The organism is Methanolinea sp., assembly GCA_016699325.1.
Lineage (GTDB): Archaea > Halobacteriota > Methanomicrobia > Methanomicrobiales > Methanospirillaceae > UBA9949.
This window is the reverse complement of record CP064971.1, coordinates 1051781-1071967: the sequence shown is the minus strand read 5'-3', so window position 1 is coordinate 1071967 and position 20187 is coordinate 1051781. Positions and strand designations below refer to the sequence as shown.

Genomic DNA, 20187 nt, shown 5'->3' with positions numbered 1-20187 from the left:
CTGACGAATATTAGCCCTGCGATTGGTTATCACGTTTGTACCAGCGGTTTTTTTGCGAAAAGAGCGCAATTGTTAAATAGCGTGACGGTGATACCCCTGTAACGACACCCGGAGGTAGAGAGCCGGTTGCAAAGAGACGGGAGTGAGGAGGGGAGGGCGTATGACCTGGCGGCCCTCTCCCGCGCTCCCGACGCCCTTTTTTTCAAGAATTGTCCTCCTGGCACGGTCCCCGGCTCGCTTTTGCCATCCCCGGGTCCCGGTGGCGAGCCGGTGCATGACCGAATCGAGATCATGGTTGACGGGAGCGGCGACGGCCATTCCATCGCCCTCTTTCCCGGCGAAGAGGTGTTTTTCTCCTACGAGCGTGGGGCATCGAACAACGAGGCCGAGTTCAACGCCGTCATTCTGGCCCTCGAGAACCTGCCGGACAACAGCCATGCCCGGATCCGGACCGACAGCCAGGTGGTGGTCTGGCACCTCACCCGCGAGGAGCGGGTCCGCCACCCAAGCTTCATCCGGAAGCGGGCCATGTTCCAGGACCTCATCGTTCAGAAGAACCTGAAAGTCGATGTCCAGTGGATCCCGCGCAAGCAGAACCGTGCCGACCGGTTCCTGAAGCACTATATCACCAGCCTGTGCGGGGCGGGCGGGACCGAGCCGCTCTACCGGAGGGTGCGCCGCCTGGAGCATGAGAATGTCTGGCTGAAGGCCAGGCTCAGGCAGGCCATGAAGATGCTCGAGCGGAGGACTGCGTTTTCGCCGGACCCGGCGGTCGAGATGGACTTGTCCCGGTAGAGGGTGGTGTTCCCGGGCCAGGGGTTCCCTGCCGCGGAACCGGTTTGATGGTCTGCTGTTTTCAAGTTCCGTGCCGGGGAGTGTTTCATCCGGAAAGGAGATCCGCCAGGAAAGGATGGTGGATCTCCCTGCCAGCCCCGGTCTCCTGGAACGGTATCCGGTCAACCGGAATCGGGGCTCATTCCGGGCTCCGTTTCGGGGGAATGTGCAGGTAAATCCCGGCTGGATGGGAAATGGTGCACACCTGGATGGAGAAGTCTTTGTTACGGGGTTATTTTGACGAACTGGTTGATTTAACGCCTTTTAAAAAATGCTCATTATTGCGGGTTCCATGGGGGGGTGTTCATGGGTAGTGCTAATACCCGTCCTGATGACCGAAGTCCTGCCAGGACGCGATGGTGTTGCCTTTTTTTTCTCGCCGGGGTGCGGGGAACTGGTGATTACCGGTGGGTGGGTGGAATTTCGGAAAATTAACCTCCGAGATTTCATCTGAAAAAATTGTTTAAACTCCTCGGCCGTGATATCTGCCTGTTTAAGAGTCGCCATGAGCGTGCCTTTCTTTAACTTCTTGTGCAGGGGAACCGAAAATACCCGCCATCCTTTTTACACAACAACGTGGCTTGAAGTTTACAGCCTTATTTCAAAGTCCTGTCCCGCAAGGAGTTTTCCCTGCCATCAGATCTTCCCTTCCCTCAACGTCGGGGCGACGTTGCACCCTTCCATCTCGCCGAAGCAGAAGATGAAGCGCTCCCTGATCGATTCCGGCAGCTGGTGTTCCGGGATGGCGTACCAGCAGAAGACCTTGTAAAACGAGATCAGGACGAGGGTAGAATGGATGAAGATTGCCTCCTGCCTGCGGACGTTGACGAGGAACTGCATCACCTTATCGGGCATACCCCTCTCCCCGGTACTCGTCCAGGGGGAAGGTGAAGTCCATCTCTTTTTTTCCCTCCGGAGAGCGGGTTAAACGGGCGGTAGCGGGCAGGGCGCCGTTATCAAAGACGCCAAAGATCCGCTCGGTCTTCGCGTCAGCCTTATGGTCCCGATAGTGTTCCCAGATCTATTTGTCGAGGAGAAATTCAGCGGGAGTTGGTTCGCGGGTTTGGATCAGCATACATCCTTTCCAGGCAGAAATGAAGACGGTGACCAATATCTATATCTTCTCCCTCTTAAGAGAGAGATTAATATGAGGTTCTGGGCTTATTCTTCGGCGATTCCTTTATGCATTCTTCTCATATCCACCCTTTTCCTTTCCGGCTGCACTACAAGCTGGAGTATTGGCCCGGATGTCCCACGAGGGGAGGGGTTTACTGATATCACACCCCGAAATGAAATCGAATATATATCGTTGAACGAGGCCATCGAGGCATTGAAATCCACCGATCTGGCCCAGAAATCCTCGCCGCTCCATATTCATTACATCAGGGGTGACTCAATTACCAGCAACGGCACCGCAAAGGGTTGGATAATCGGTGTGTTTAAGGACCGGGAGCCGTTCTATTTTGTCTGGAGAGGGGGAAGTCAGTATACCATGGCGTGTAACAGTGAACTACCCCACGAAGAAATCGATCCCGAACGGTTCATGGACCCGAAGGCTCTCTTCGACCAACGGCCACTGCTCCTTCAGGATCTCACAGAAGGGAATAAGAGAGAGATTAATTCTCTTGAGCTCATGGATGGATCATATGTTATGACATATCTATCTGGTGACACAATGCGGGTTTTCTATTTCGATGCAGTATCGGGGATTGAAGCACGGCAGGAGCATGCCCACATAGTTTCGGGAGAAAACTGAAAAAATTACTAACACCTTTGAGAGAAAAAAGGAGGATCCCGGAATACCGGATTATGCGCTATGTCAGTAAGAAATACCACGGTCTCTTTGAAAGGTCTGGGTTTTCTAGTTCTAAAAATACAATTATTTCTCCACGGGCCTGTAGGGGATCTGGTTTATCATACTCAGTTAAGATTAATTCAAGCGCAATACTGCCTAAAGGAAGTCTCCTGGAAAGAATTGTATATTGTCGCTGTTCACGCGTTTGGTTTGGAGTCAAATTCGTATAGCCCAAGTAATGGCGCTGCTGATCAGAGGTCACGATATAGTATTTCTCGCTGAGATTATTTTTGCCCGTATATTCATGAGATAAATCAAATGTAACATAGAAAGCCGAATTATCGGCACTCCGGTTCTGCTCGGTTTGAATATAATAGAGCTCAACGTTTTTAATCGGAGTGTCGCTGAGTTCAGGATTCACCTTCAAGATGAGGTCAGGCAGAGTCAAAGGTTCATCCGCATCCTCAAATGTAACACTGGATTGAGGTCCGAAAAGGTTGAAAAATCCTTCCTGTCGCGCTATCAACCTGTACCGGATCTCCCAAACCTGGTGGAGGTGGACAGTACCCAAGGAAAAGGACAACTTTCTCGTATCAGTCCATTCGGATGTGTTGTCGAAATTCCATGGTAAACCGGGTATGTCTATTGGAGTATTATCGGTGAAATAGGAATTGATCCATGTTGAATTTCCATACGAATAATTATATTCAAAAATTGGATTTAACGGATCGTTTACTTCTTCCGTCGTGTAGTTCACAATGATTTTCTGATAGTCGAGATCCATGGAGGTATTGACGCCTGCTTCTATCTTGAGGTCTCCGGCGATGGCACGATAGATATCTTCGATATCTGTGGCACTCGCCTCGTAATACTTTCCTCCCGTGCCCAATGCAAGCGTTTGCAGGGTTTGCTTTCCACCTTCTGTCATGTCGTCAGCAAATGCAATAGAATATATTTTAATATTATTATTATTTGCATAAACGGACATGTTCTGGTTGCTGGACTGTCCGGTCGATATTATAATTACCTGGGTCCATGTCTTCCCATTATCGGTCGAACGCCATACATCATTCTTGCGACGTCCATCGTTTCCGCCCATGAGCACTATACTGCCGTCCGGCATTACCACGCTGGTGTGATACTGCCTCGCAGACCAACCGGCACTCGATGTCATCCGGGTCCATGTCGCCCCATTATCAGTCGAACGCCATACATCTCGCTTATTGCTGCCATCATAACCGCCCATGAGCACTATACTGCCGTCCGGCATTACCACGCTGGTGTGATACTGCCTCGCAGACCAACCGGCACTCGATGTCATCCGGGTCCATGTCGCCCCATTATCAGTCGAACGCCATACATCATTCTTGCGACTTCCGTCGTTTCCGCCCATGAGCACTATACTGCCGTCCGGCATTACCACGCTGGTGTGATACTGCCTCGCAGACCAACCGGCACTCGATGTCATCCGGGTCCATGTCGCCCCATTATCAGTCGAACGCCATACATCATTCTTGCGACTTCCGTCGTTTCCGCCCATGAGCACTATACTGCCGTCCGGCATTACCACGCTGGTGTGATACTGCCTCGCAGACCAACCGGCACTCGATGTCATCCGGGTCCATGTCTCTCCATTATCGGTCGAACGCCATACATCTCGCTTATTGCTGCCATCATAACCGCCCATGAGTACTATACTGCCGTCCGGCATTACCACGCTGGTGTGTCCATACCTCGCAGACCAATCGGCACTCGATATCATCCGGGTCCATGTCTCTCCATTATCGGTCGAACGCCATACATCATTCTTGCGACTTCCGTCGTTTCCGCCCATGAGCACTATACTGCCGTCCGGCATTACCACGCTGGTGTGTCCATACCTCGCAGACCAACTGCCCAGGTCATCGAAGGTACAATAATTAGTGGTCAGGTCGGTATAGTCTGTGGGACTACCCGAACTGCCAGTCCCCCTTGCGAGCGGGTCCCCGTACCAGTTATAATCACCATCCGAAAGCAGGACCACCGCTTTCAAGGCATTGGCTCTTCCATTTTTAGTTAATGTGCTGATTGAGAGACGTACTGCTTCTCTCATCGGGGTCCCATGATCAGGTAAAATTCTGTCAAGCTTTGTCTTGACATCAATGAAATCGTTGGTAAGAACCCTGTCATAGGTTGCATATCCGTCGTATGTTCCTGAATAGGGATCGTAAACATTATGTATTTCTGATTCAGGAATTCCCGAATTATAACCAGGGCGCCTTATGTACCCATTTCTCCCAAACGTGACTATCCCGATCCTGTCTCGCGATGCTGAAAACTCATCGACAAACACCTTTGCTGCTTCCCGGACAGAGTGCATCCGATCAGGATTGTCATAAAGCATACTCCCTGACCGATCCGTACAGAGAATTACATCGATGGGGGGTGGCTGGAGTTTATATCCATCACCTTTAAGCAATACCATTATGTCGATTGTGTCATTGACCTGTACAAGATTTGCACTTGCATTGGCTTCGACACTCAGGTAAGGATAATTTTTCCAGACCACTGGAACCGTCCTGGTAACCCCCCCCCAAGAAGCAGATACATCGCACCTCCCCGTTGCTGGTGTTTGGTTACTGGCATCAAACTCTCCGGGAAGGAACTCTACCATAGCGATACCATATTCATCGGTCATGGCCGTAGGAACAGGTATTTCAGGATCGGACGTGACTTGTTTTTCATAGGTGACCCCGGAAAAACCGAATGTGACCTCAACACTTTCGCTGACCGGGTTACCGTTTTCATCAACAACAGTTGCTATGAGCCAGGTACTGTCGCGATTCGGAACCTCGCGGCTTGGCATTGTCTGCGGACTGACTGTGAAGAGAACATCAGCTGGTTCTTGGGGCACGAAAAAGACCTGCTGGGTATGGGTTACTGAAGCATTGTCCAGAGCTGTCGCGGTTATATCGATTTTTCCGATGCTCCACTTCGGTCCGTATTCCAGCCATATTTCACCTTGAGGATTGGTCCCGACGATTTTTCCCTCTCCGGGAATACTTGTTTCAACCATTACAGAGCGGTTGTGAACACAATTGTCGTATTTATCCCAGAGAGTATAGACGATTTTAAAAACACTACTTCCATCGGCCGGTAACCGGAAATCGGGTGGGATGAAATTAGCTTCAATGCGAACAGGCTTCCCAGGAATCCCAAGAATTGTCAATGATTTTGTATTAATTGTCTGGTATCCTGAAGAGTCGTAGATCATTGGATGGATAGTTACAGTGTTATCACCAGGTACTTGGTCAGTTTTGAGATCGATCCGCACGTATCCTTCGGCATCGACAGGCACTATCCTGGAACGAACGTAGTCTGAACCGTTTACAAACCCGGCACCTTCGGGAAGAGATGAATACGAGGAGACCGTTAAGTTGACCTCCTCAGCTATTCTTCGGTTGTCAACCGGGTTTCCCCAGGTATCCGAAAACTTGAATGAGAGGGGTACGATTTCTCCTGCATCTGCCCGATAGGAATAATTATACTCGGATATGTGGTGAGGTATATCGTGATCGATTTTCTGTTCAATCGGCACAAGATGCTGTACATTTGACACATTGTAGGTGATATTGCCATAGAAAAGAGCGGTGCCGCTCTTGGTTTTGGTGGTGAACGTGCTCCGGGCAATACCATTGCTGTCCGTAATGGCGGTCACCGGGTCGAATCCCCCAAATATCGTATTGTTGACCCCAAAGTCCACCTGCAGGCCCGGTAGAGGATAGTTGGAGAAGCTTGGTGAGCTGTTGAATGCATAAACGGTGATGGTAGCACTGTCGGAGCCGTTTGCAATCAGCCATTCGACAGGACTTTTGATAAATGAGGTGTCGTCCGGGACAGGTGCTATGATCAGCTGGGGAGTGGTGTTGATCAAACTGCCGGAATCGGCCCTGATTTCTGCAATCCCAGACTCGACTCCTGTTGTAAATATTGTGGATGCCCGGCCATTTTCATCGGTGAACGCTGTTATCGGATTCAGGGTGCCCATCGATGGATTTACAACCGTGAAATTTACCTGAACATTACCGACCGGTATTGAACCGGATGATAAAATAACGGTAATAGTCGCCGTATCGTGTTGATTGGCTATTATGCCAGTATCTGATTTATCGCTCGATATTACTATCAGATCAGGTTCTGCACCAACCGATCCTATACAAAATATTACAAAGAGAGAGACCACTAGATAGAATGCTGTTTTTCCCACCATCATCCAACACCACTTGGACTGTTAGTCACTGGGAATATAAAGATAATTCTCAGATAATATACATCAATGGATATAATCACTATGAAAATTTATCTCACTGATAAATTTTTATCTCTCCGATGGAACAGCACATGCATATCTTAAAATAGTTGATTGGAGAACTTCCCTTTATTCATGGTTTATCTAAAGGTGGCATCCGTTTTGAAGCACAGGAGCGTTGATTTTCTTCCATGAAACTGGACGATTCCGGTCAGCTCTCCCTTGACTTTCTTATCGGTTTTACCATTTTTTTAGTAGCCTTTATCATTGTTATCACAATGACATCCGGTCTCATTGTCAGTCTCATGAGTAAAACGATTGACTATGACGCTGTAGCGTATCGGACCGGGGTAATCCTTGTGGAAGATCCTGGTATCGGCATATTAGGAGAGAGATTGGATGAGAATATTGTTACGAAATGGGAAGATATCACTACAACCTTCTGGGCTGACGACATCTACCGGGCGGGTTTGGCGGCAACCAATGATTTAATCAAGAAGAAATATCCCGGCATCCTTTCACAGGAAAAGATATCCCGTCTGGTTGAACTGAATTCCATTACAAAAAATGAATTCGTCCATGAAAAGGTCTTATTCGATAAGCCTGTTCACCAGGGAGGGGCATCCCTGTATTCATACAGATATTATATAACCCTTAAATCAATTGGCGATGGCGGAGTGCTTGAAGAGCTGGGAGAATCCGAGCATCCATACAATACAGGTTATATAAAAAGAGTGGTGAAAATCAACCTGACATATAAAACGCCAATCGACGTATATTCCCAGACACAACCTGGAACAGGGAGTTATATTGTTTCTCTGAATTTATCGGACCAGAGCCTTTATTCTCTCTATCAACCAGATCCTTGGAACGAGGGGGTTTATATTGTCTTGTCCAATGTCACACCTGCAATGCAGGCGAATTTTAGCAATGTGTCATTTTACCAATATGCAGACCCGCCGGTGTTAATTAACGGATCTGTCCCTAATTCTACCAAGCCGTATGATAACAAGATAGAAGTAAACCTTGATCCGGATTTTTTGATGGCATCATCGAACAAGGCTATAATTACTATTTCAAATTTAACTTCACCCCTGATACAACAGTGGGAGGCAGTACGAAATACGCTGCCTTCCTCCCGGCTATCCTGGAGGTGTACATATGGTAGATAACATTGGCCAGCTGTATACCATTGAGGGTGTCGCCGCAGCGATTCTCATGATCTTTACAACCTATCTCGTTTTAACCACGACTACCATCATGACACCGGCCGATACGCATGTAATCGATATGCAGCTCGAACAATTGGGTAACGATGCACTTGCCATGATGGATGTTATCGATCCCGGCGACACGTCAAGCCCCCTTGAAAATTACGTCATGGATTGGATCAGCGGTGGGAATCTGGATGAATTTAAGGAAATGTTCGATGATTATGTGAATTCTAATTTTGAAGGGAAAGATATCCGGCCGATTTCCTTCAACGCGTATATCATCTACAGGAATAACACTTCCGGAGATGTGATTAAAGAAAACTTTAAAAGTGGCTTCTTAGAACCCGATAGGTCTCGTTCAGCTCGTCCGGTGTCGGTCACCAGATGGGTACATCTTACTAAGCCGCCTCTTACTAAGCCGCCTTTACCCGACTTTGATAGTCGTCCCCAGTCTGTCCTGCTGGAGGTAATCCTGTGGCGAGACTGAATGACGATGCCCAATGGATTATCATGCTGGGATTGATCATCAGTATCAGCATCTTCTTTCTTGCTCTCATCGTGAATGAATCCATGCTTGTCGGGCAGACTACTGCCGAAAGTGTAATCGATCTCCCGAAGTGCGATGTCCAGGATTTACGAAATGAAGTTCAACGAGTATATGAACGAACAAGTTATCCTCCATATGTCAAAGATGATATCAAAGATGATATCGAAATCATCTCATTATATAAAAAAAACGCAATAGTCAGTTTAACATTTACAGGGAATAATATTACAATCCATTACAATAACGGAGTGACCTTGCTTGATGAAACAATCGACTATTGATGTGAAACCAAACGACGCGGCGGTATCTCATCTCATCGAATACCTAATTATCACCGGTGTTTTGATGCTCCTCATTGTAATTACTCTGCCTGTGGTGCCTAATGTTCTGATAGAGCGGCCCACTGAACAGCTTTCCTCTTATGCATTCACCGATATCGCAAATGGTATCAGTACCCGGATTGTCGATATGTACGCCATGTCAGGCAGTACAGGTACCTATTCTCGGCAAGAGATCTCTGAAGCTTACATCGAATCGAAATTTAACCTTCCCGACTTGGTTGCAAACCGGGATTACTATGTCAAGGTATCGGGATCAGAATCAACCCAGAATATTACAGTTTTCCGGGGGAACATTCGGAGTGTTGTATCAATTGCTGGAATTGGTACCACAAGGCATGTTACAACACCGTATGATGAAGGGATACCAGGCCATAGTGTTACAAAAATAATCTATGATACCAGGCCATAGTGTTACAAAAATAATAGATCCGTGGTGTGAAAATGAAGATCGAAAATCCAATACAACATGAACATGCTGTTTCCGAGACTGTAGGGTTTATACTCATATTTGGGATCATGCTTACGGGAATCGGACTGATTACTCTCTACGGGTATCCCGCACTCCTTGATGCACAGCAAAATGCCAACATCCGCAACATGGAACGGAACATGATATCGCTCCAGAGCGATGTGAAGAGCCTGGTCTACAAGAGTGTGCCGTACAAAGAAACGACGATGCAGGTGAGCGGGGGGACGATGTTAATTCGGAAGGATGGTGGACTAAATTCAAAATTTTATGTAGATAACGGCACAATCAATCAGTCATTTCCAACAGGGGGGATTATTTACAACTCACAGGACGATGCAACCACTATCTGCCTCGAGAACGGTGCGGTGCATACCCGACGGTGGAGCTTTGAAGAGGGATCGGCTATGCTCTCCGAACCACGCTGGTTTTATGACAAACTAACGAACACCTTCGTTATGACTTTCATCACCATGGATGCAACCGATGATTTTGCACAGACCGGCGTCGGAACGGTTGCGATGCGTCTGAATCCACGCCCGACCCAAATCAATGCGACCGCATCCACGCGCATAAATGTTACATACGACCCTGATATAACAAACGATTTCAGGATCGCATGGAAAAATTATTTCGATTCATTTAAACCTGTAATGGAACCATTATCAAACACAACATATCAGCTCGGTACCGGCGTCAACCTGATAATAAAGTGGTACAACGTGACGGTGCTCTCCCTCTAACTCATTTTCTGCCTTTTCGCATACCGAAATCTGGTCAAACAACGAAGACATTTTATCCTGCTTTCCGCAGATCTCGATTCATGCATAATAATTTTCACACCTTCCTCCAAGAATCGCAATTATTTTTCTTGCATTCTCGTTTAGATTAGTCAGTTGTACTTCTATCTCCCCGGAAATATCCGCTTTCACTTCAGTGACCCCAAGAAAATCAGTAAATATCCATTTCAATGTGGGTCTTTGGGTTGGCTTATTCACCTGATTAGGCACAAACTCATTTTGTTCCTTCAAACGTTTCCGAATCAGCCATTCCACCAAAGAGTAGATAAGGAGGGTAAGGACCATGACCATCGAAAGAGCCTCAATCCTTTCGGGTTTTTTCAAATAAACCTCGGAGACCCTGAAACTCTTGTCCTTGAGGAACCGGAATCCTCTCTCGACAGCTGCCTGGTTTTTGTAATATTCAAGCATTGTTTCAGGCTCCAAAGAGAGGTCATTTGAGGCCAGAATGAATCTCCCCAGTTTCTCCATTTCAGCAAGAATTACTTCGGTGTTCCGTTCGATTTCTGCCTGGACGGTGTAGGCGATACGTCGTTCCTCGTCATTCCTGGGTCTACCTCGTTTCATCTCGATCTTTCGCGAGGTTGGGACAATCTCAAACTTGGTATACCGGTACTCAGGGATGGTTCTTCGACCAGTGAACTGCTGCTGCTTGTGCATCCATCTCACATGCAAATTCCAGTCCCAGGAGTTTCTTGAACGATTTTGTGGTCTGCATCCAGTTTTTCGAGACGCTTCTCAAATGGCTTCTCCTTCCGGATCTGCATCTCCTTTGAATGCACGAGCCCCATTTTTGAGAAATACCGCCATATTCGGATCTGGTTTCATAGAACAAATACCGGGTATCCTTGCCCGGATTCAGCGGAACATCGGCGTGGAGCAGGGTCTTTACTTCGGTAATCGTGGAAGGTACATGGGTGATCCAGTGGAGATCCTGACGTAAGTTCTGGATATTTTCCGAGGTGTAGAGTGCGCTATCGGCGATGAAATAGGCGTCTTGAGGAACCTGTACCGCTGGTGTCCCGTCAATATGCTCATAGTTGCCATGGACGCTCACACTGGTGGTGTCGGTATGGAGAAGCTGGGTGCCAAACTGGACTTTCTGCATGACCTGAAGAACTATTTTGAGGAAGAGGTCGGTTGAATTTGCCTCGTAAATCTTATCCAGAGTCCTCCCAAGAACATCATCATTCAGGTCTTGGGGTGAAACTCCGGGTCCGAGCAATCGTTCTGTCGCTAGATTGTTGAAGAATTTCGGGAAGATATAGAGCCTCCTCTCGTTGAATCCGAGAGCATTCATAATCATGGCTTTGAGCACAACGGAATGCGCTAATTTATGCTGACCTTGTTTCGGGATTACTTCGTCTATGATCCGGCCTATCTCAAGATCATCATAGATTCCTGCAACAATCCCGTGGTGGGCTACGATGGCAGACGTAAATCTCATTCTGCTTTAGTAGTTATGCAGAAGTTAGCTAAAAATGTTTAGCTTCTTCGTGAGATCTGCGGAACGTCGGTTTTATTGGTATTGTCACCAATTTTAAACAAACTGCTATGTTGTACAAATCTAAATCAGGCTTATTTTATACCTGACTTCGCCAGAAGAAGGATGCGAAGGTAGTGTTTACTGAATTTTATGCAGAAAGACACAGCCTTCTCATTAGAAAATATTGCATTAATCAAAAAATTGGTTCGGAGACCAACTTTTTTGCATCAGTCCTGGCGGAGCTGGTGGTCGAAGCAAGTCATTCATCCCATCTGAAAAAGCATAAGCAACAAGTTCAATCAACCGGTATCGATCAATAGGATTCTGGACTTCACCCCCGACGAACTTCTCAAGACACTGGGGTTTGAAGATACAATTTCAGACCGGAGTTTGTATCCCCGGGTAAGTATTTCGCCATGTGGATCTGCTATGTTCATATATAGAAAAAACCGGCATGCTTATGTTGGGTATTGATTGCTCACACTCCATTTTTGCATTTTTTATGGAGATCGAAGCCATATTATGCTGTCAATTAACATTTCTTTGCGCAAAATAATACATAGATATATATACAATACAATAATCAATATCATATATTCATCGTTATGATGAATGGTAAATGCACGAAATGTAGGAATCAATGAAAACAGGGAGGAACACATGGCAACAGCACATCGGATCAATTACCTGTACGGAGCATTCTCCGTCATGCTGATTATCCTGCTCGGGGTAACAGCATGGGGCATGATCGCATTCGCCTGAAAACCCCTCACCTTTTCTCACCGCCACCACCCACCCCCTGTTCCGGGGAGCACACGAGGCTTCCCGGAACGTCCTACTGGTTCCCGTAGGATTGGAGCAGCATCATTTCCCCGGACGCGAGCGATGGCATTCGTTCATAGGCAGCGGTAAACACACGCAGTGTTCGGACAATCGAGCGGGGTACGATGCGTGATCAAGCGATCCGGACCTGATCTGGGTGTGGAATTGCTGCCTGCGAGAGCCGGTAGGAAAAGAGCTTATTCCGGCCGATACTCGCCCCGGTCATTCCCGGGCCACCCTGATCGTTGTTATTTTCGCGATCCTCGGCGGGGGTATGATTGTCAGTGTTTGACGAACAAGAATATTTTCTCTCTTTCATACCAGGGGGGACTCCCCCCTTTCCCCCTGAATCCGCGACTCATCCACGAGAAAAAATGATGCAGGGCGCGTGTCCCGCTGCCCTGATAGTTGCCCTGGAAAGTTTATAGATACCCGTTTCTCCGGAGCCATTCGACCTGCGGCCCGGTATACCGGTAGATGATATCGCACTTGTCGTCCTGGAAGCTCCAGGGGACAACAATGAGGATATCCCCCTCGCGAATCCAGACTTTTTTCTTGATCTTCCCCTTGATCCTGCCCATCCTGGTGACCCCGTCAAAACACCGCACCCGGATGTGGTTGGCACCCATCATCAGTTCGGCGCAGGCAAAAATCTCCCGGTTCCGCTTGTTCGGGAGGCGGACCCTGATTATCTCTTCTGGTTCTCCGGGCCCCTTCTTATCGGTCAGTCCATCAACTCCAGGTAAAAATTTTTTGCGTTCCTAACTTATGAAACTGTCTCACGGCAACCTGACGGTAATCCCCGCTGGCGAATGACCGGGGGAAAAGGGGCATTCCGGCCACTGTTGCATGGAGTTACCCAAGCCCGTTTCCCAACGAGATACGACCAGGCGGAAAAGGACCGTGGTGACGAAGCCCCCGTGATTCTGCGGGGCTCAAAGGACGAGGAATGGACGGTCAGCCGGGAGGTGGCCAGCAGGCTCGCGACCTTTATCCTCCGGAGATCCTCGATGACCTCATCCCCCGATCGCCACCTGGAAACGTGGCATTTCCCGATGCCACGATGATGTCAGACATTACACCAGGGTGAGGGGAAATGGTTTAAAAACGCCTCCAGCAAACCAGAGAGTAGTCTGGCGATTCTATGATCGAATGGGCGGTTATTTCAATCCTGCTTGGCACGCTCTTCCTGGTGCTCTACCTGTATGTCCGGCAGGGCAGCAGGATCGAGTCGCGGGCCAGGGAGATCTTCGAGGCCTGGCAGGCTGCAGAGCAGGACGCCGTTTCCCGGTGGCAGACCCTCGAACTCGAACGGCTCTCGGACGAGAAGGCAAAAGTTCTCTTCGAGGGCTGGAGAGCCCGGGAGGAGGAGGCGATCAGGGCCGATGCCATCAGGAGGAGCGAATCGGTAACCCGGGGGAAAGTAACCGAGCACCTCGTCCCATTCTTCCCCGGGTTCCCCTACGACCCCCGGGACGCCCGTTTTCTCGGAAGCCCCGTCGACCTGATCGTTTTCGACGGCCTCGCTGAAGGCAGGATCAGGGAGATCGTCTTTGCCGAGATCAAGACCTCCCGGAACCCTTCGCTCTCCCGGAGGGAGCGGGATGTGCGGGACTGCATTGGAAAACGGCAGGTTAGCTACACGCTGCTGCAGGTGCCGCCCGGAACGGACGAATGAGTGATTCCCGGCAGGTGCTGGAGTTCTTCCCCGGAGGAGTGCCAGGCGTGGGACCTCTCCTTCCCGTCAGGAAATAACCAGGACCAGGGACACCGTGTCCCGGGCACCTCCTCCCTCTCCGGTCAGAACCGCCTTGACCGTGATCCCACGCGGGACATCGCCGGGAACCACGAACCGGTAGCCGACGCTCTTCGGGTACGGCGGATCAACGGTCCCAAGGTCGAACGATTCGTGGTAGAGGAAGAGAACCCGCACATCGAGACGGAGCGATACCGGCTCGTTGAATCCCCCTCCCGGCTCTATGGTCATCGTGTACTGTATTGCCTCGCCTGGCCGGGCACGGGCCTCGACCGGGACGACCAGGAGCCGGAACGATGGCGGCCCCTGGATGGCTGCAGGAGGCACTGTCGCGACCGGTGATAACAGCGGCGGGGACGGGAGAGTGGCCGCAGGCTCCCCGGTAACCGGGGTGCCTGGAGAAGACACTCCAGGGAGGGGTTTTGGCCGGGCAGGTGTAGTCGGCTCGGGTATTTCAGGAATACTGAATACGAGAACGGCTATGACCCCGACCAGGATGACGGCGATGGTAGCGGGGATAAGGATCCTTGTCCGGGGAGACATCTCTGTTCAGGTGTTCGAACCAGGAAAAGAAGAACCCCGCGGTAGGGCCATGGCCTTTGTCACCCGAGCAGAAAGGGGGAGTGCCCAGGTGACCAGGCTCATCCAAGATGGTGCGAGCTACAGTGCCCGCACGGAGGGTCCTGCGATCTCATATCAGGGTCTGTGTCGAATGGGAATTCCACAGTAACACCAGAGGGTATTCGCAGAACAGGTTTGAGTTATGCAACCGAGAAGAAAGATATTTCGGTTTCATCTACCACCGCGGTTCCGGATACGGGAATACCGACATAACGGGGATAGTGAGCAGAAAAGTCAGGATTAACCCGCACAGGCCGGGTCCCGGGGCTATCCTTGTTCATGCGGTCTGTATAGTTGGATGAAGAATGAATCTCAAGCGGTGAACATGCAAAAACCGTACCGGATCAATACCGGATTTCATCATAGTCCAGGGTTCTTTGGAAAAGTTACCTGCGCTCCCGGTTTCTACCGGCGGTATTGTGCCCGGAAAAAGGGGTTGTTCCGCCAGGGTTGAAATCGTCCATGCCGAAGCAGAGCGCTGAAGCTACCTGATAAGCCCGGGAATGACAGCGTGCGGTTTCAATCAGGTGCCTGGTTTGCCAGGCCAGCGCCCGTTCCCCTGATGGTTTTGTTTTTCAGATCTGTTACCAGCATCACGCAGAGGACCAGGGAAATACTGGAAATTGCCAGCGTGATGACCATCGCCACAATGATCATCGCTCCCTGCACCGCAGAAAACCCCACCCAGAGGAGGGCTGAAAAGCTGGCAAGGAAGTAGATTATCCAGAATTTCCGGTCTGCCAGCACCTTATGAAGCATGATGCTGTAGTCAGATGACATAGAAAGAGGAGGGAGGAAGCTTCGATATTAATTCCTCAGCTGTTCATTCATCAGATCGATGAATATCGGGGAAGTCTGAAAGGGGAATTACAATCCGCTGAGAAAGATATCAATATTTTGAAGGATCTGGTCGATTCCTTCTGCGATGAAGATCAGAATACCCATTGTTACCCCCCCCATCCACTGTGCGAACTGGACGAGCGGGGCCGATGCCATATCCTGCCCGTCTCCATATGATATCATGAGCATGAGCCCGATGAAGATCATCCCGGCCAGCAGTATGATGAGGAGCAGGAGGGCAATCATGATCATGGTCGTGGGGCTCGATCTCATAATCTTCAACGGAATTGATGATCCTTCACACTATAAAGATTCGTTGTTATCCTCTTTTTTCGAAGTCGCTTCGTTCTCCAGTGGTCTCTCCCTCTGTTCCATAATCAGCATGATGCAAAGGAGAACGGAAAAGCCAAACACGATCATCGTGATGAAAAGGCTCGCAAAGATCATCACTCCCTGGACGGCCAGAAATCCTACCCAGAGGAGGGCTACGAAACAGATCAAATAATAAAAAACCCACGTTCTGGCGTCTTTAAATATCATGATTGCGAGTATAATCCAATGATAGGCATAAATATTACTATCTGATCTTACTGTTATTCGCGCCGTTCATTATCAACCATGAGTGTCACAGGTGTCGCATCTGGTCGACCAGGTGCAGCACCTCTGAGATGTCGGCAAGGGTCACATCGGCTTGTTCGCTCCACTCTTCGTGAAAGTTCCGGTCCCCGTAGCGGGCATGCGCGGTCATCATCCCCATCTGCCTTGCAGGGGCGATATCCCGGCGGAGACTGTCGCCCACCATCAGCACTTCCCCGGGATGCCGCCCGAGCCGCTCCAGCGCATATCGGAACACCTTCGGATCGGGCTTGTAGGAACCGGTCATGTCCGAGGTGATAACCAGGTCAAACATCCCGGAAAGCCCCGTCCTCTCCAGCCGGGTAATGGCATTCTTCCGGTGGGCATCGGTTACCACCGAGAGGGAAAGCCCCCGCGCCCGCAGCTGCGTCAGGGTCTCCTCAATGGCCGGGTAGGGAGCAAGGTGCCGGATTTTCATGTCCTCGTATAGCCTGCAGCATTCGTCAAATGATTCCTCCGAGTAGACCCCGTGATCCTTCATGAAGTCCCGCAGGTGTTCAAGGTCTTCGAAGTCCCGCCCGTTCTCCCGCAGGAAGTAGAAGAGAAGGTCCCGGGTCCGCTCGAGTCCAAGGCGGCGATTGACCGCTTCACAGGCTGCAATCTTTGTCTCGACGAAATCGAAGAGCGTGTTGTCCATGTCGAAGAGGACCGTGGTTATCGCTCGATTTTGAGTCTGCTCAGGTTCCTGCATAGTTCAAGCTCCCTGGTAAATTCTGCGTGCAGTGCCTTGTTCCTGGATACCAGCTTCAGGCTGTGGCGCCGGGCTCCCTTGCCCCGAAATTCGCCGTAGATGAATGCCGCATTGCACTTCACCACACCGAACGTGACGGCGAGCCGGGAGAGGAGGGCTATCGCCGCTGATGGCGCGCAGTCCCGGACCTCGATGGTATGTGGGAATTCGAAGAGGTAGTGGGCCACACCTTCAGCCCTGCAGAGCTCCGCAACATTGGAGTCAGCGGTGAGATGGATAGGTGCGCTGTATTTCTCCCGCTCGAACACTTTCAGTGCCTTGACGATGAGGAGGTCGTTCTTCTCCTTGTCCGCGGTTGCCGGCTCACCGGTCCTGATGATCTGCGCCTTGTCCCGGATCTTCTGGAACTCCGCGAGTGCTCCGTATGCTGCAAGGCGGGACCGTTTCATCTTCCGGTTGACCAGCTCGTCAAGCACCTTCCCTTCGAAGGGAGCCATCCTTTTGAGCTGGCTGATGACCTGCGGGAGGTACTTAGTGTTGAGTGCGCTCTCGATCTCGGCCTGAACGATATCAACAAGGAGAAAATCCGATGCATCAATCCCTGCCCGAGAGGGGAAACCATCGTAGAGCAGGTTGGTGTCGAGGCTGAAGAGCACGGTCTTGTTCATCGCTCGGGAAGTGGCCTTGAGGTTCTCGAACCCCTCACTGTTGCGGTACGAGATGATTCCAGCCACTAACAGAGACTGGATCACATCGTTGTAGGACGGCATGTCGTAGGCAAGTTCCCCAAAGCCACTGGCGGCATCCTCAAAGTCATCCCGGGAACACATCCCGCTCAGGACGAACCCTGTCCGGGATTCTTTGAGGACGACGATATCGAAATCATAGAGGGGATATTTTATCACCACCGGCCCCTTCATCAGGTTCAGGAGAACCTGGAGTTCGGGGATCTCGATGGCGACCTCAGCATCCATCGCGGGCCCTCACTGCCTGTGCCTTGAAGTCATGCAGCCGGTGGAACTGTCGCGGGATCATCTGGAACGGTTTTGCCACGTCAACGGTCGTGGAGATCTCCAAGTAGAAGACGTGGTCAACGTCATCGAGTTTGATGGGGAGGAGTATACCGGCAACGGTTGCTTTCCTCCCGGGCGTGATGTCGATGGCGACCTTGGCTCCGGCCTTCTTTTTTCCGCTGATTCTCGTGTGGAGTTTCCGGAATGCGTCCACGATGTCTGCCTGATCCACATCGATCGACTCGATCTCTGGTGAGAATCCCATGGCCCGGGAGATGATGAGGACACCCTCTTCCGCAAGCACTGCCTGGTCCCGGAAGGGCGCTTCGACCGCGATGTAGACGGTGTCGGGGAAGTACTGCGCCTCCCTGGTGATGGCGTAGTAGGTGTTCAGGAGCGCCCAGACGGACCGGCCGAGAAGGGTGATATACACCCGCTCAGAGCTCAAGTCGCTCCCCTTCCTGGACAACCCGGACCTCTTCAAAGGTGTCAGCGAACCACTGGTGCCCGGTAGTGTGGACCGGGATGATAACCTTCGGCTCGATTTGGGTGATAATCTCTTCGAGGTCTTCCCGTGAGGCATGTCCCGAGGCGTGGAACCCCTTTACCGTTTTTGGCTTCACCCCGTACGGTTCCCTGACCATCTCCAGTCCATGGACCCGCATCCCGAAGAACTTCAGCCATTCCCAGAGGCGCTGGAAATCGATAACCATCTCTTCGGAGAACGCCTCACACGAAGAGTAGATATAATCTCCACCGTCCGGCGAAATGTCGAGGAGGTGGTTCATATCGTAGAACGAGAAGCATACTACATAGCTCTCGGGAGCGCTCGAGATTTCGCGGTGCCCGATGAGTCTTCCCCCGGATGCGACTGCTAGTTCCTCCCACGCCGACTTCTTCTCCGCTTTCAGGGCGTCATAGACGAGGATCTCCTCGAGCCTCGCCACTGGTTCGACACGGTTGAGGGTCTGGAGGATGTAGGCGTCCTTAGCGGTGGCAACCAGGCTCCTGCCCGATTTCTGCGCGATGTCAAGGAACATTTCCAGGCGTTCGATGTTCCGTGCCGAGAAATCGGCAATCACGATGGCCGGTGATTCATCGACCACGGCCCGGCAGGTTTCATACACGGTCTGCTCGGATACAGAGTTCGTCGGGCAGGCCTCGCCACCGGCATTCTCTGCATCATCCCTTCGGGCACGGGTTCCCTCGGTTATGAGGACATCGGCCCCCCTGGCACGGCTAGCAAATTCCCGGGTCTGGTCCGCGTGCTTTCCATGGACCCGGAAGTCTCCGGTGTATGCGATGGTCTTGGTCCCCTCGATAATGAAGGCCGTTGCTCCGTAGATGGAGTGGTCGACCGGGTAGGCCGAAATCTCGAAGGGGAGGGTCCCGCAGGAGAGGCACTGGATCGGCGGGGGATTGAATTTTTTCCTGGAGGAGGGCGCGGTTGGCCGCATGTTTAGGAAATCAACCAGCCCGGCGCAGGGCTCTGTCATGCTGTAGAGAGCTCTCCCCACGTATGGTGCATCTCTCTTCGATTCCAGGGTGAATCCTTCCTCTCCGGACCTTGATTTGAAGGTGCAGTAGGTTACATCAGAACCGAAGACCTGGTTCTGGGTATCCTGCATCGCCTTCATCAACGCCAGGGTCGTGCACGACCCGATTACAGGAATGGCCTCGTTGAGCAGGCCCATGTATCCCATGTGATCCATGTGGGCATGGCTGATGAGGGCGGCACAGATGTTCAACGAGGGGAACTGGTCCACCGCGATGTCTGCCGGAACCAGGTCCGGGCGGTAGATGTTCAACCGGGGAATGAAGTTCAGGAGTAGGAGATCATGGATCCCGCGGGATGGCCGCGGTTTCAGGAATTCCTCGTAGTAGGCACTGTTCTTGCTGAAGTTCATCCCGAAGTCGAGGAACACCCCCCTGCCCTGGTCTTCAACAAATATCTTGTTGCCACCGATTCCATTCGCGCCGTCATACACCGTGAGTGAGACCATGCGGGAACACCCCCTTCTCCCGACCGTCATTCTC

At 50.8% G+C, this 20187-nt stretch carries 20 protein-coding genes and 2 pseudogenes; 10 read left to right on the top strand and 12 right to left on the bottom strand.

All coding sequences use genetic code 11. The features are described from left to right. Positions 1 to 126: 126 nt before the first annotated feature. Entirely contained in the window at positions 127 to 795 is a 669-nt protein-coding gene (locus tag IPI71_05660) for a reverse transcriptase-like protein (protein ID QQR70188.1), read from the top strand. Positions 796 to 1470: 675 nt separating this feature from the next. Here IPI71_05660 and IPI71_05655 read toward each other — a convergent pair. Continuing rightward, a pseudogene (locus tag IPI71_05655) lies at positions 1471 to 1909 on the bottom strand (N-acetyltransferase). Between IPI71_05655 and IPI71_05650 the strand changes: the two are divergent. After that, positions 1832 to 2590, top strand: coding sequence for a hypothetical protein (locus IPI71_05650; protein ID QQR72025.1), 759 nt, complete (start codon positions 1832 to 1834; stop codon positions 2588 to 2590). The pseudogene IPI71_05655 and the gene IPI71_05650 overlap by 78 nt on opposite strands. A gap of 58 nt (positions 2591 to 2648) precedes the next feature. Here the strand turns inward: IPI71_05650 and IPI71_05645 are convergent, their stop codons facing one another. Next, the gene (locus tag IPI71_05645) at positions 2649 to 4721 is read right to left on the bottom strand and encodes an exo-alpha-sialidase (GenBank protein ID QQR71959.1); all 2073 of its coding nucleotides are present in this window, start codon (positions 4719 to 4721) and stop codon (positions 2649 to 2651) included. Between the two features lie 2387 nt (positions 4722 to 7108). Here IPI71_05645 and IPI71_05640 point away from each other — a divergent pair. From IPI71_05640 to IPI71_05620, 5 genes are read left to right on the top strand one after another with little or no spacing between them, the layout of a single operon-like run. After that, a complete protein-coding gene (locus IPI71_05640) occupies positions 7109 to 8089 on the top strand; it encodes a hypothetical protein (protein QQR70187.1) in 981 nt (326 codons plus the stop codon). Beyond that, positions 8079 to 8618: a hypothetical protein gene (locus IPI71_05635; protein QQR70186.1), complete on the top strand. Its 540-nt coding sequence runs from the start codon at positions 8079 to 8081 to the stop codon at positions 8616 to 8618. Before IPI71_05640 ends, IPI71_05635 begins: the two co-directional genes overlap by 11 nt. Next, complete coding sequence (locus tag IPI71_05630; protein ID QQR70185.1) at positions 8606 to 8959, top strand: hypothetical protein; 354 nt, start codon at positions 8606 to 8608, stop codon at positions 8957 to 8959. The genes IPI71_05635 and IPI71_05630 overlap by 13 nt, the downstream gene beginning before the upstream one ends. Then, a complete protein-coding gene (locus tag IPI71_05625) occupies positions 8940 to 9428 on the top strand; it encodes a hypothetical protein (GenBank protein QQR70184.1) in 489 nt (162 codons plus the stop codon). Before IPI71_05630 ends, IPI71_05625 begins: the two co-directional genes overlap by 20 nt. Positions 9429 to 9460: 32 nt before the next feature. Then, positions 9461 to 10228: a hypothetical protein gene (locus tag IPI71_05620; GenBank protein ID QQR70183.1), complete on the top strand. Its 768-nt coding sequence runs from the start codon at positions 9461 to 9463 to the stop codon at positions 10226 to 10228. Positions 10229 to 10306: 78 nt separating this feature from the next. Here the strand turns inward: IPI71_05620 and IPI71_05615 are convergent. From IPI71_05615 to eif1A, 3 genes and pseudogenes are all read right to left on the bottom strand, one after another. Beyond that, positions 10307 to 11732 (bottom strand): annotated as a pseudogene (locus tag IPI71_05615) (IS1634 family transposase). A 994-nt stretch (positions 11733 to 12726) separates the two neighbouring features. Then, a complete protein-coding gene (locus tag IPI71_05610; GenBank protein ID QQR70182.1) occupies positions 12727 to 12912 on the bottom strand; it encodes a hypothetical protein in 186 nt (61 codons plus the stop codon). 103 nt (positions 12913 to 13015) lie between these two features. Further along, positions 13016 to 13321, bottom strand: a complete 306-nt coding sequence (eif1A, locus tag IPI71_05605; protein ID QQR71958.1) for a translation initiation factor eIF-1A — start codon at positions 13319 to 13321, stop codon at positions 13016 to 13018. Positions 13322 to 13542: 221 nt separating this feature from the next. Between eif1A and IPI71_05600 the strand changes: the two genes are divergently transcribed. Further along, on the top strand, positions 13543 to 13683 hold the full coding sequence (locus IPI71_05600) for a hypothetical protein (protein ID QQR70181.1): 141 nt from the start codon (positions 13543 to 13545) through the stop codon (positions 13681 to 13683). Between the two features lie 54 nt (positions 13684 to 13737). After that, positions 13738 to 14271 carry a Holliday junction resolvase gene (locus IPI71_05595; GenBank protein QQR70180.1) on the top strand — a complete coding sequence of 178 codons (534 nt, stop codon included), beginning with the start codon at positions 13738 to 13740 and terminating at the stop codon, positions 14269 to 14271. A gap of 66 nt (positions 14272 to 14337) precedes the next feature. Here the strand turns inward: IPI71_05595 and IPI71_05590 are convergent, their stop codons facing one another. The 3 genes from IPI71_05590 to IPI71_05580 all read right to left on the bottom strand — a co-directional run bounded on the left by IPI71_05590 (position 14338) and on the right by IPI71_05580 (position 16056). Beyond that, positions 14338 to 14892 carry a hypothetical protein gene (locus IPI71_05590; GenBank protein ID QQR70179.1) on the bottom strand — a complete coding sequence of 185 codons (555 nt, stop codon included), beginning with the start codon at positions 14890 to 14892 and terminating at the stop codon, positions 14338 to 14340. Positions 14893 to 15489: 597 nt separating this feature from the next. Further along, positions 15490 to 15750, bottom strand: a complete 261-nt coding sequence (locus IPI71_05585; GenBank protein ID QQR70178.1) for a hypothetical protein — start codon at positions 15748 to 15750, stop codon at positions 15490 to 15492. An 87-nt stretch (positions 15751 to 15837) separates the two neighbouring features. After that, positions 15838 to 16056 carry a hypothetical protein gene (locus tag IPI71_05580; protein QQR70177.1) on the bottom strand — a complete coding sequence of 73 codons (219 nt, stop codon included), beginning with the start codon at positions 16054 to 16056 and terminating at the stop codon, positions 15838 to 15840. Here IPI71_05580 and IPI71_05575 point away from each other — a divergent pair. Beyond that, complete coding sequence (locus IPI71_05575) at positions 16055 to 16315, top strand: hypothetical protein (protein ID QQR70176.1); 261 nt, start codon at positions 16055 to 16057, stop codon at positions 16313 to 16315. The two genes, IPI71_05580 and IPI71_05575, sit on opposite strands and share 2 nt — an antisense overlap. A gap of 120 nt (positions 16316 to 16435) precedes the next feature. On the opposite strand, the gene IPI71_05570 is transcribed toward IPI71_05575, so the two are convergent. The 4 genes from IPI71_05570 to IPI71_05555 are packed head-to-tail and all read right to left on the bottom strand — an operon-like array spanning position 16436 to position 20153. Continuing rightward, a complete protein-coding gene (locus tag IPI71_05570) occupies positions 16436 to 17137 on the bottom strand; it encodes an HAD family hydrolase (GenBank protein QQR70175.1) in 702 nt (233 codons plus the stop codon). Then, the gene (locus IPI71_05565; protein ID QQR70174.1) at positions 17101 to 18111 is read right to left on the bottom strand and encodes a hypothetical protein; all 1011 of its coding nucleotides are present in this window, start codon (positions 18109 to 18111) and stop codon (positions 17101 to 17103) included. The genes IPI71_05570 and IPI71_05565 overlap by 37 nt, the downstream gene beginning before the upstream one ends. Next, on the bottom strand, positions 18101 to 18598 hold the full coding sequence (locus IPI71_05560; GenBank protein ID QQR70173.1) for a hypothetical protein: 498 nt from the start codon (positions 18596 to 18598) through the stop codon (positions 18101 to 18103). The genes IPI71_05565 and IPI71_05560 overlap by 11 nt, the downstream gene beginning before the upstream one ends. After that, positions 18588 to 20153 (bottom strand): ribonuclease J, encoded by a 1566-nt coding sequence (locus tag IPI71_05555; protein QQR70172.1) that lies wholly within the window; start codon positions 20151 to 20153, stop codon positions 18588 to 18590. Before IPI71_05555 ends, IPI71_05560 begins: the two co-directional genes overlap by 11 nt. Positions 20154 to 20187 lie beyond the last annotated feature (34 nt).

Excerpts from the sequence above, each read along its gene's own strand:
- IPI71_05635 (QQR70186.1), top strand. The coding sequence starts at position 8,079 with ATGGTAGATAACATTGGCCAGCTGTATACCATTGAGGGTGTCGCCGCA.
- IPI71_05600 (QQR70181.1), top strand. The coding sequence starts at position 13,543 with ATGGACGGTCAGCCGGGAGGTGGCCAGCAGGCTCGCGACCTTTATCCT.
- IPI71_05575 (QQR70176.1), top strand. The coding sequence starts at position 16,055 with ATGATCATGGTCGTGGGGCTCGATCTCATAATCTTCAACGGAATTGAT.
- IPI71_05570 (QQR70175.1), bottom strand. The coding sequence starts at position 17,137 with ATGCAGGAACCTGAGCAGACTCAAAATCGAGCGATAACCACGGTCCTC.
- IPI71_05610 (QQR70182.1), bottom strand. The coding sequence starts at position 12,912 with ATGAAAGAGAGAAAATATTCTTGTTCGTCAAACACTGACAATCATACC.
- IPI71_05650 (QQR72025.1), top strand. The coding sequence starts at position 1,832 with ATGGTCCCGATAGTGTTCCCAGATCTATTTGTCGAGGAGAAATTCAGC.
- IPI71_05585 (QQR70178.1), bottom strand. The coding sequence starts at position 15,750 with ATGTCATCTGACTACAGCATCATGCTTCATAAGGTGCTGGCAGACCGG.
- IPI71_05645 (QQR71959.1), bottom strand. The coding sequence starts at position 4,721 with ATGAGAGAAGCAGTACGTCTCTCAATCAGCACATTAACTAAAAATGGA.
- IPI71_05595 (QQR70180.1), top strand. The coding sequence starts at position 13,738 with ATGATCGAATGGGCGGTTATTTCAATCCTGCTTGGCACGCTCTTCCTG.
- IPI71_05620 (QQR70183.1), top strand. The coding sequence starts at position 9,461 with ATGAAGATCGAAAATCCAATACAACATGAACATGCTGTTTCCGAGACT.
- IPI71_05625 (QQR70184.1), top strand. The coding sequence starts at position 8,940 with ATGAAACAATCGACTATTGATGTGAAACCAAACGACGCGGCGGTATCT.
- IPI71_05580 (QQR70177.1), bottom strand. The coding sequence starts at position 16,056 with ATGATTGCCCTCCTGCTCCTCATCATACTGCTGGCCGGGATGATCTTC.
- IPI71_05555 (QQR70172.1), bottom strand. The coding sequence starts at position 20,153 with ATGGTCTCACTCACGGTGTATGACGGCGCGAATGGAATCGGTGGCAAC.
- IPI71_05590 (QQR70179.1), bottom strand. The coding sequence starts at position 14,892 with ATGTCTCCCCGGACAAGGATCCTTATCCCCGCTACCATCGCCGTCATC.
- IPI71_05565 (QQR70174.1), bottom strand. The coding sequence starts at position 18,111 with ATGGATGCTGAGGTCGCCATCGAGATCCCCGAACTCCAGGTTCTCCTG.
- IPI71_05640 (QQR70187.1), top strand. The coding sequence starts at position 7,109 with ATGAAACTGGACGATTCCGGTCAGCTCTCCCTTGACTTTCTTATCGGT.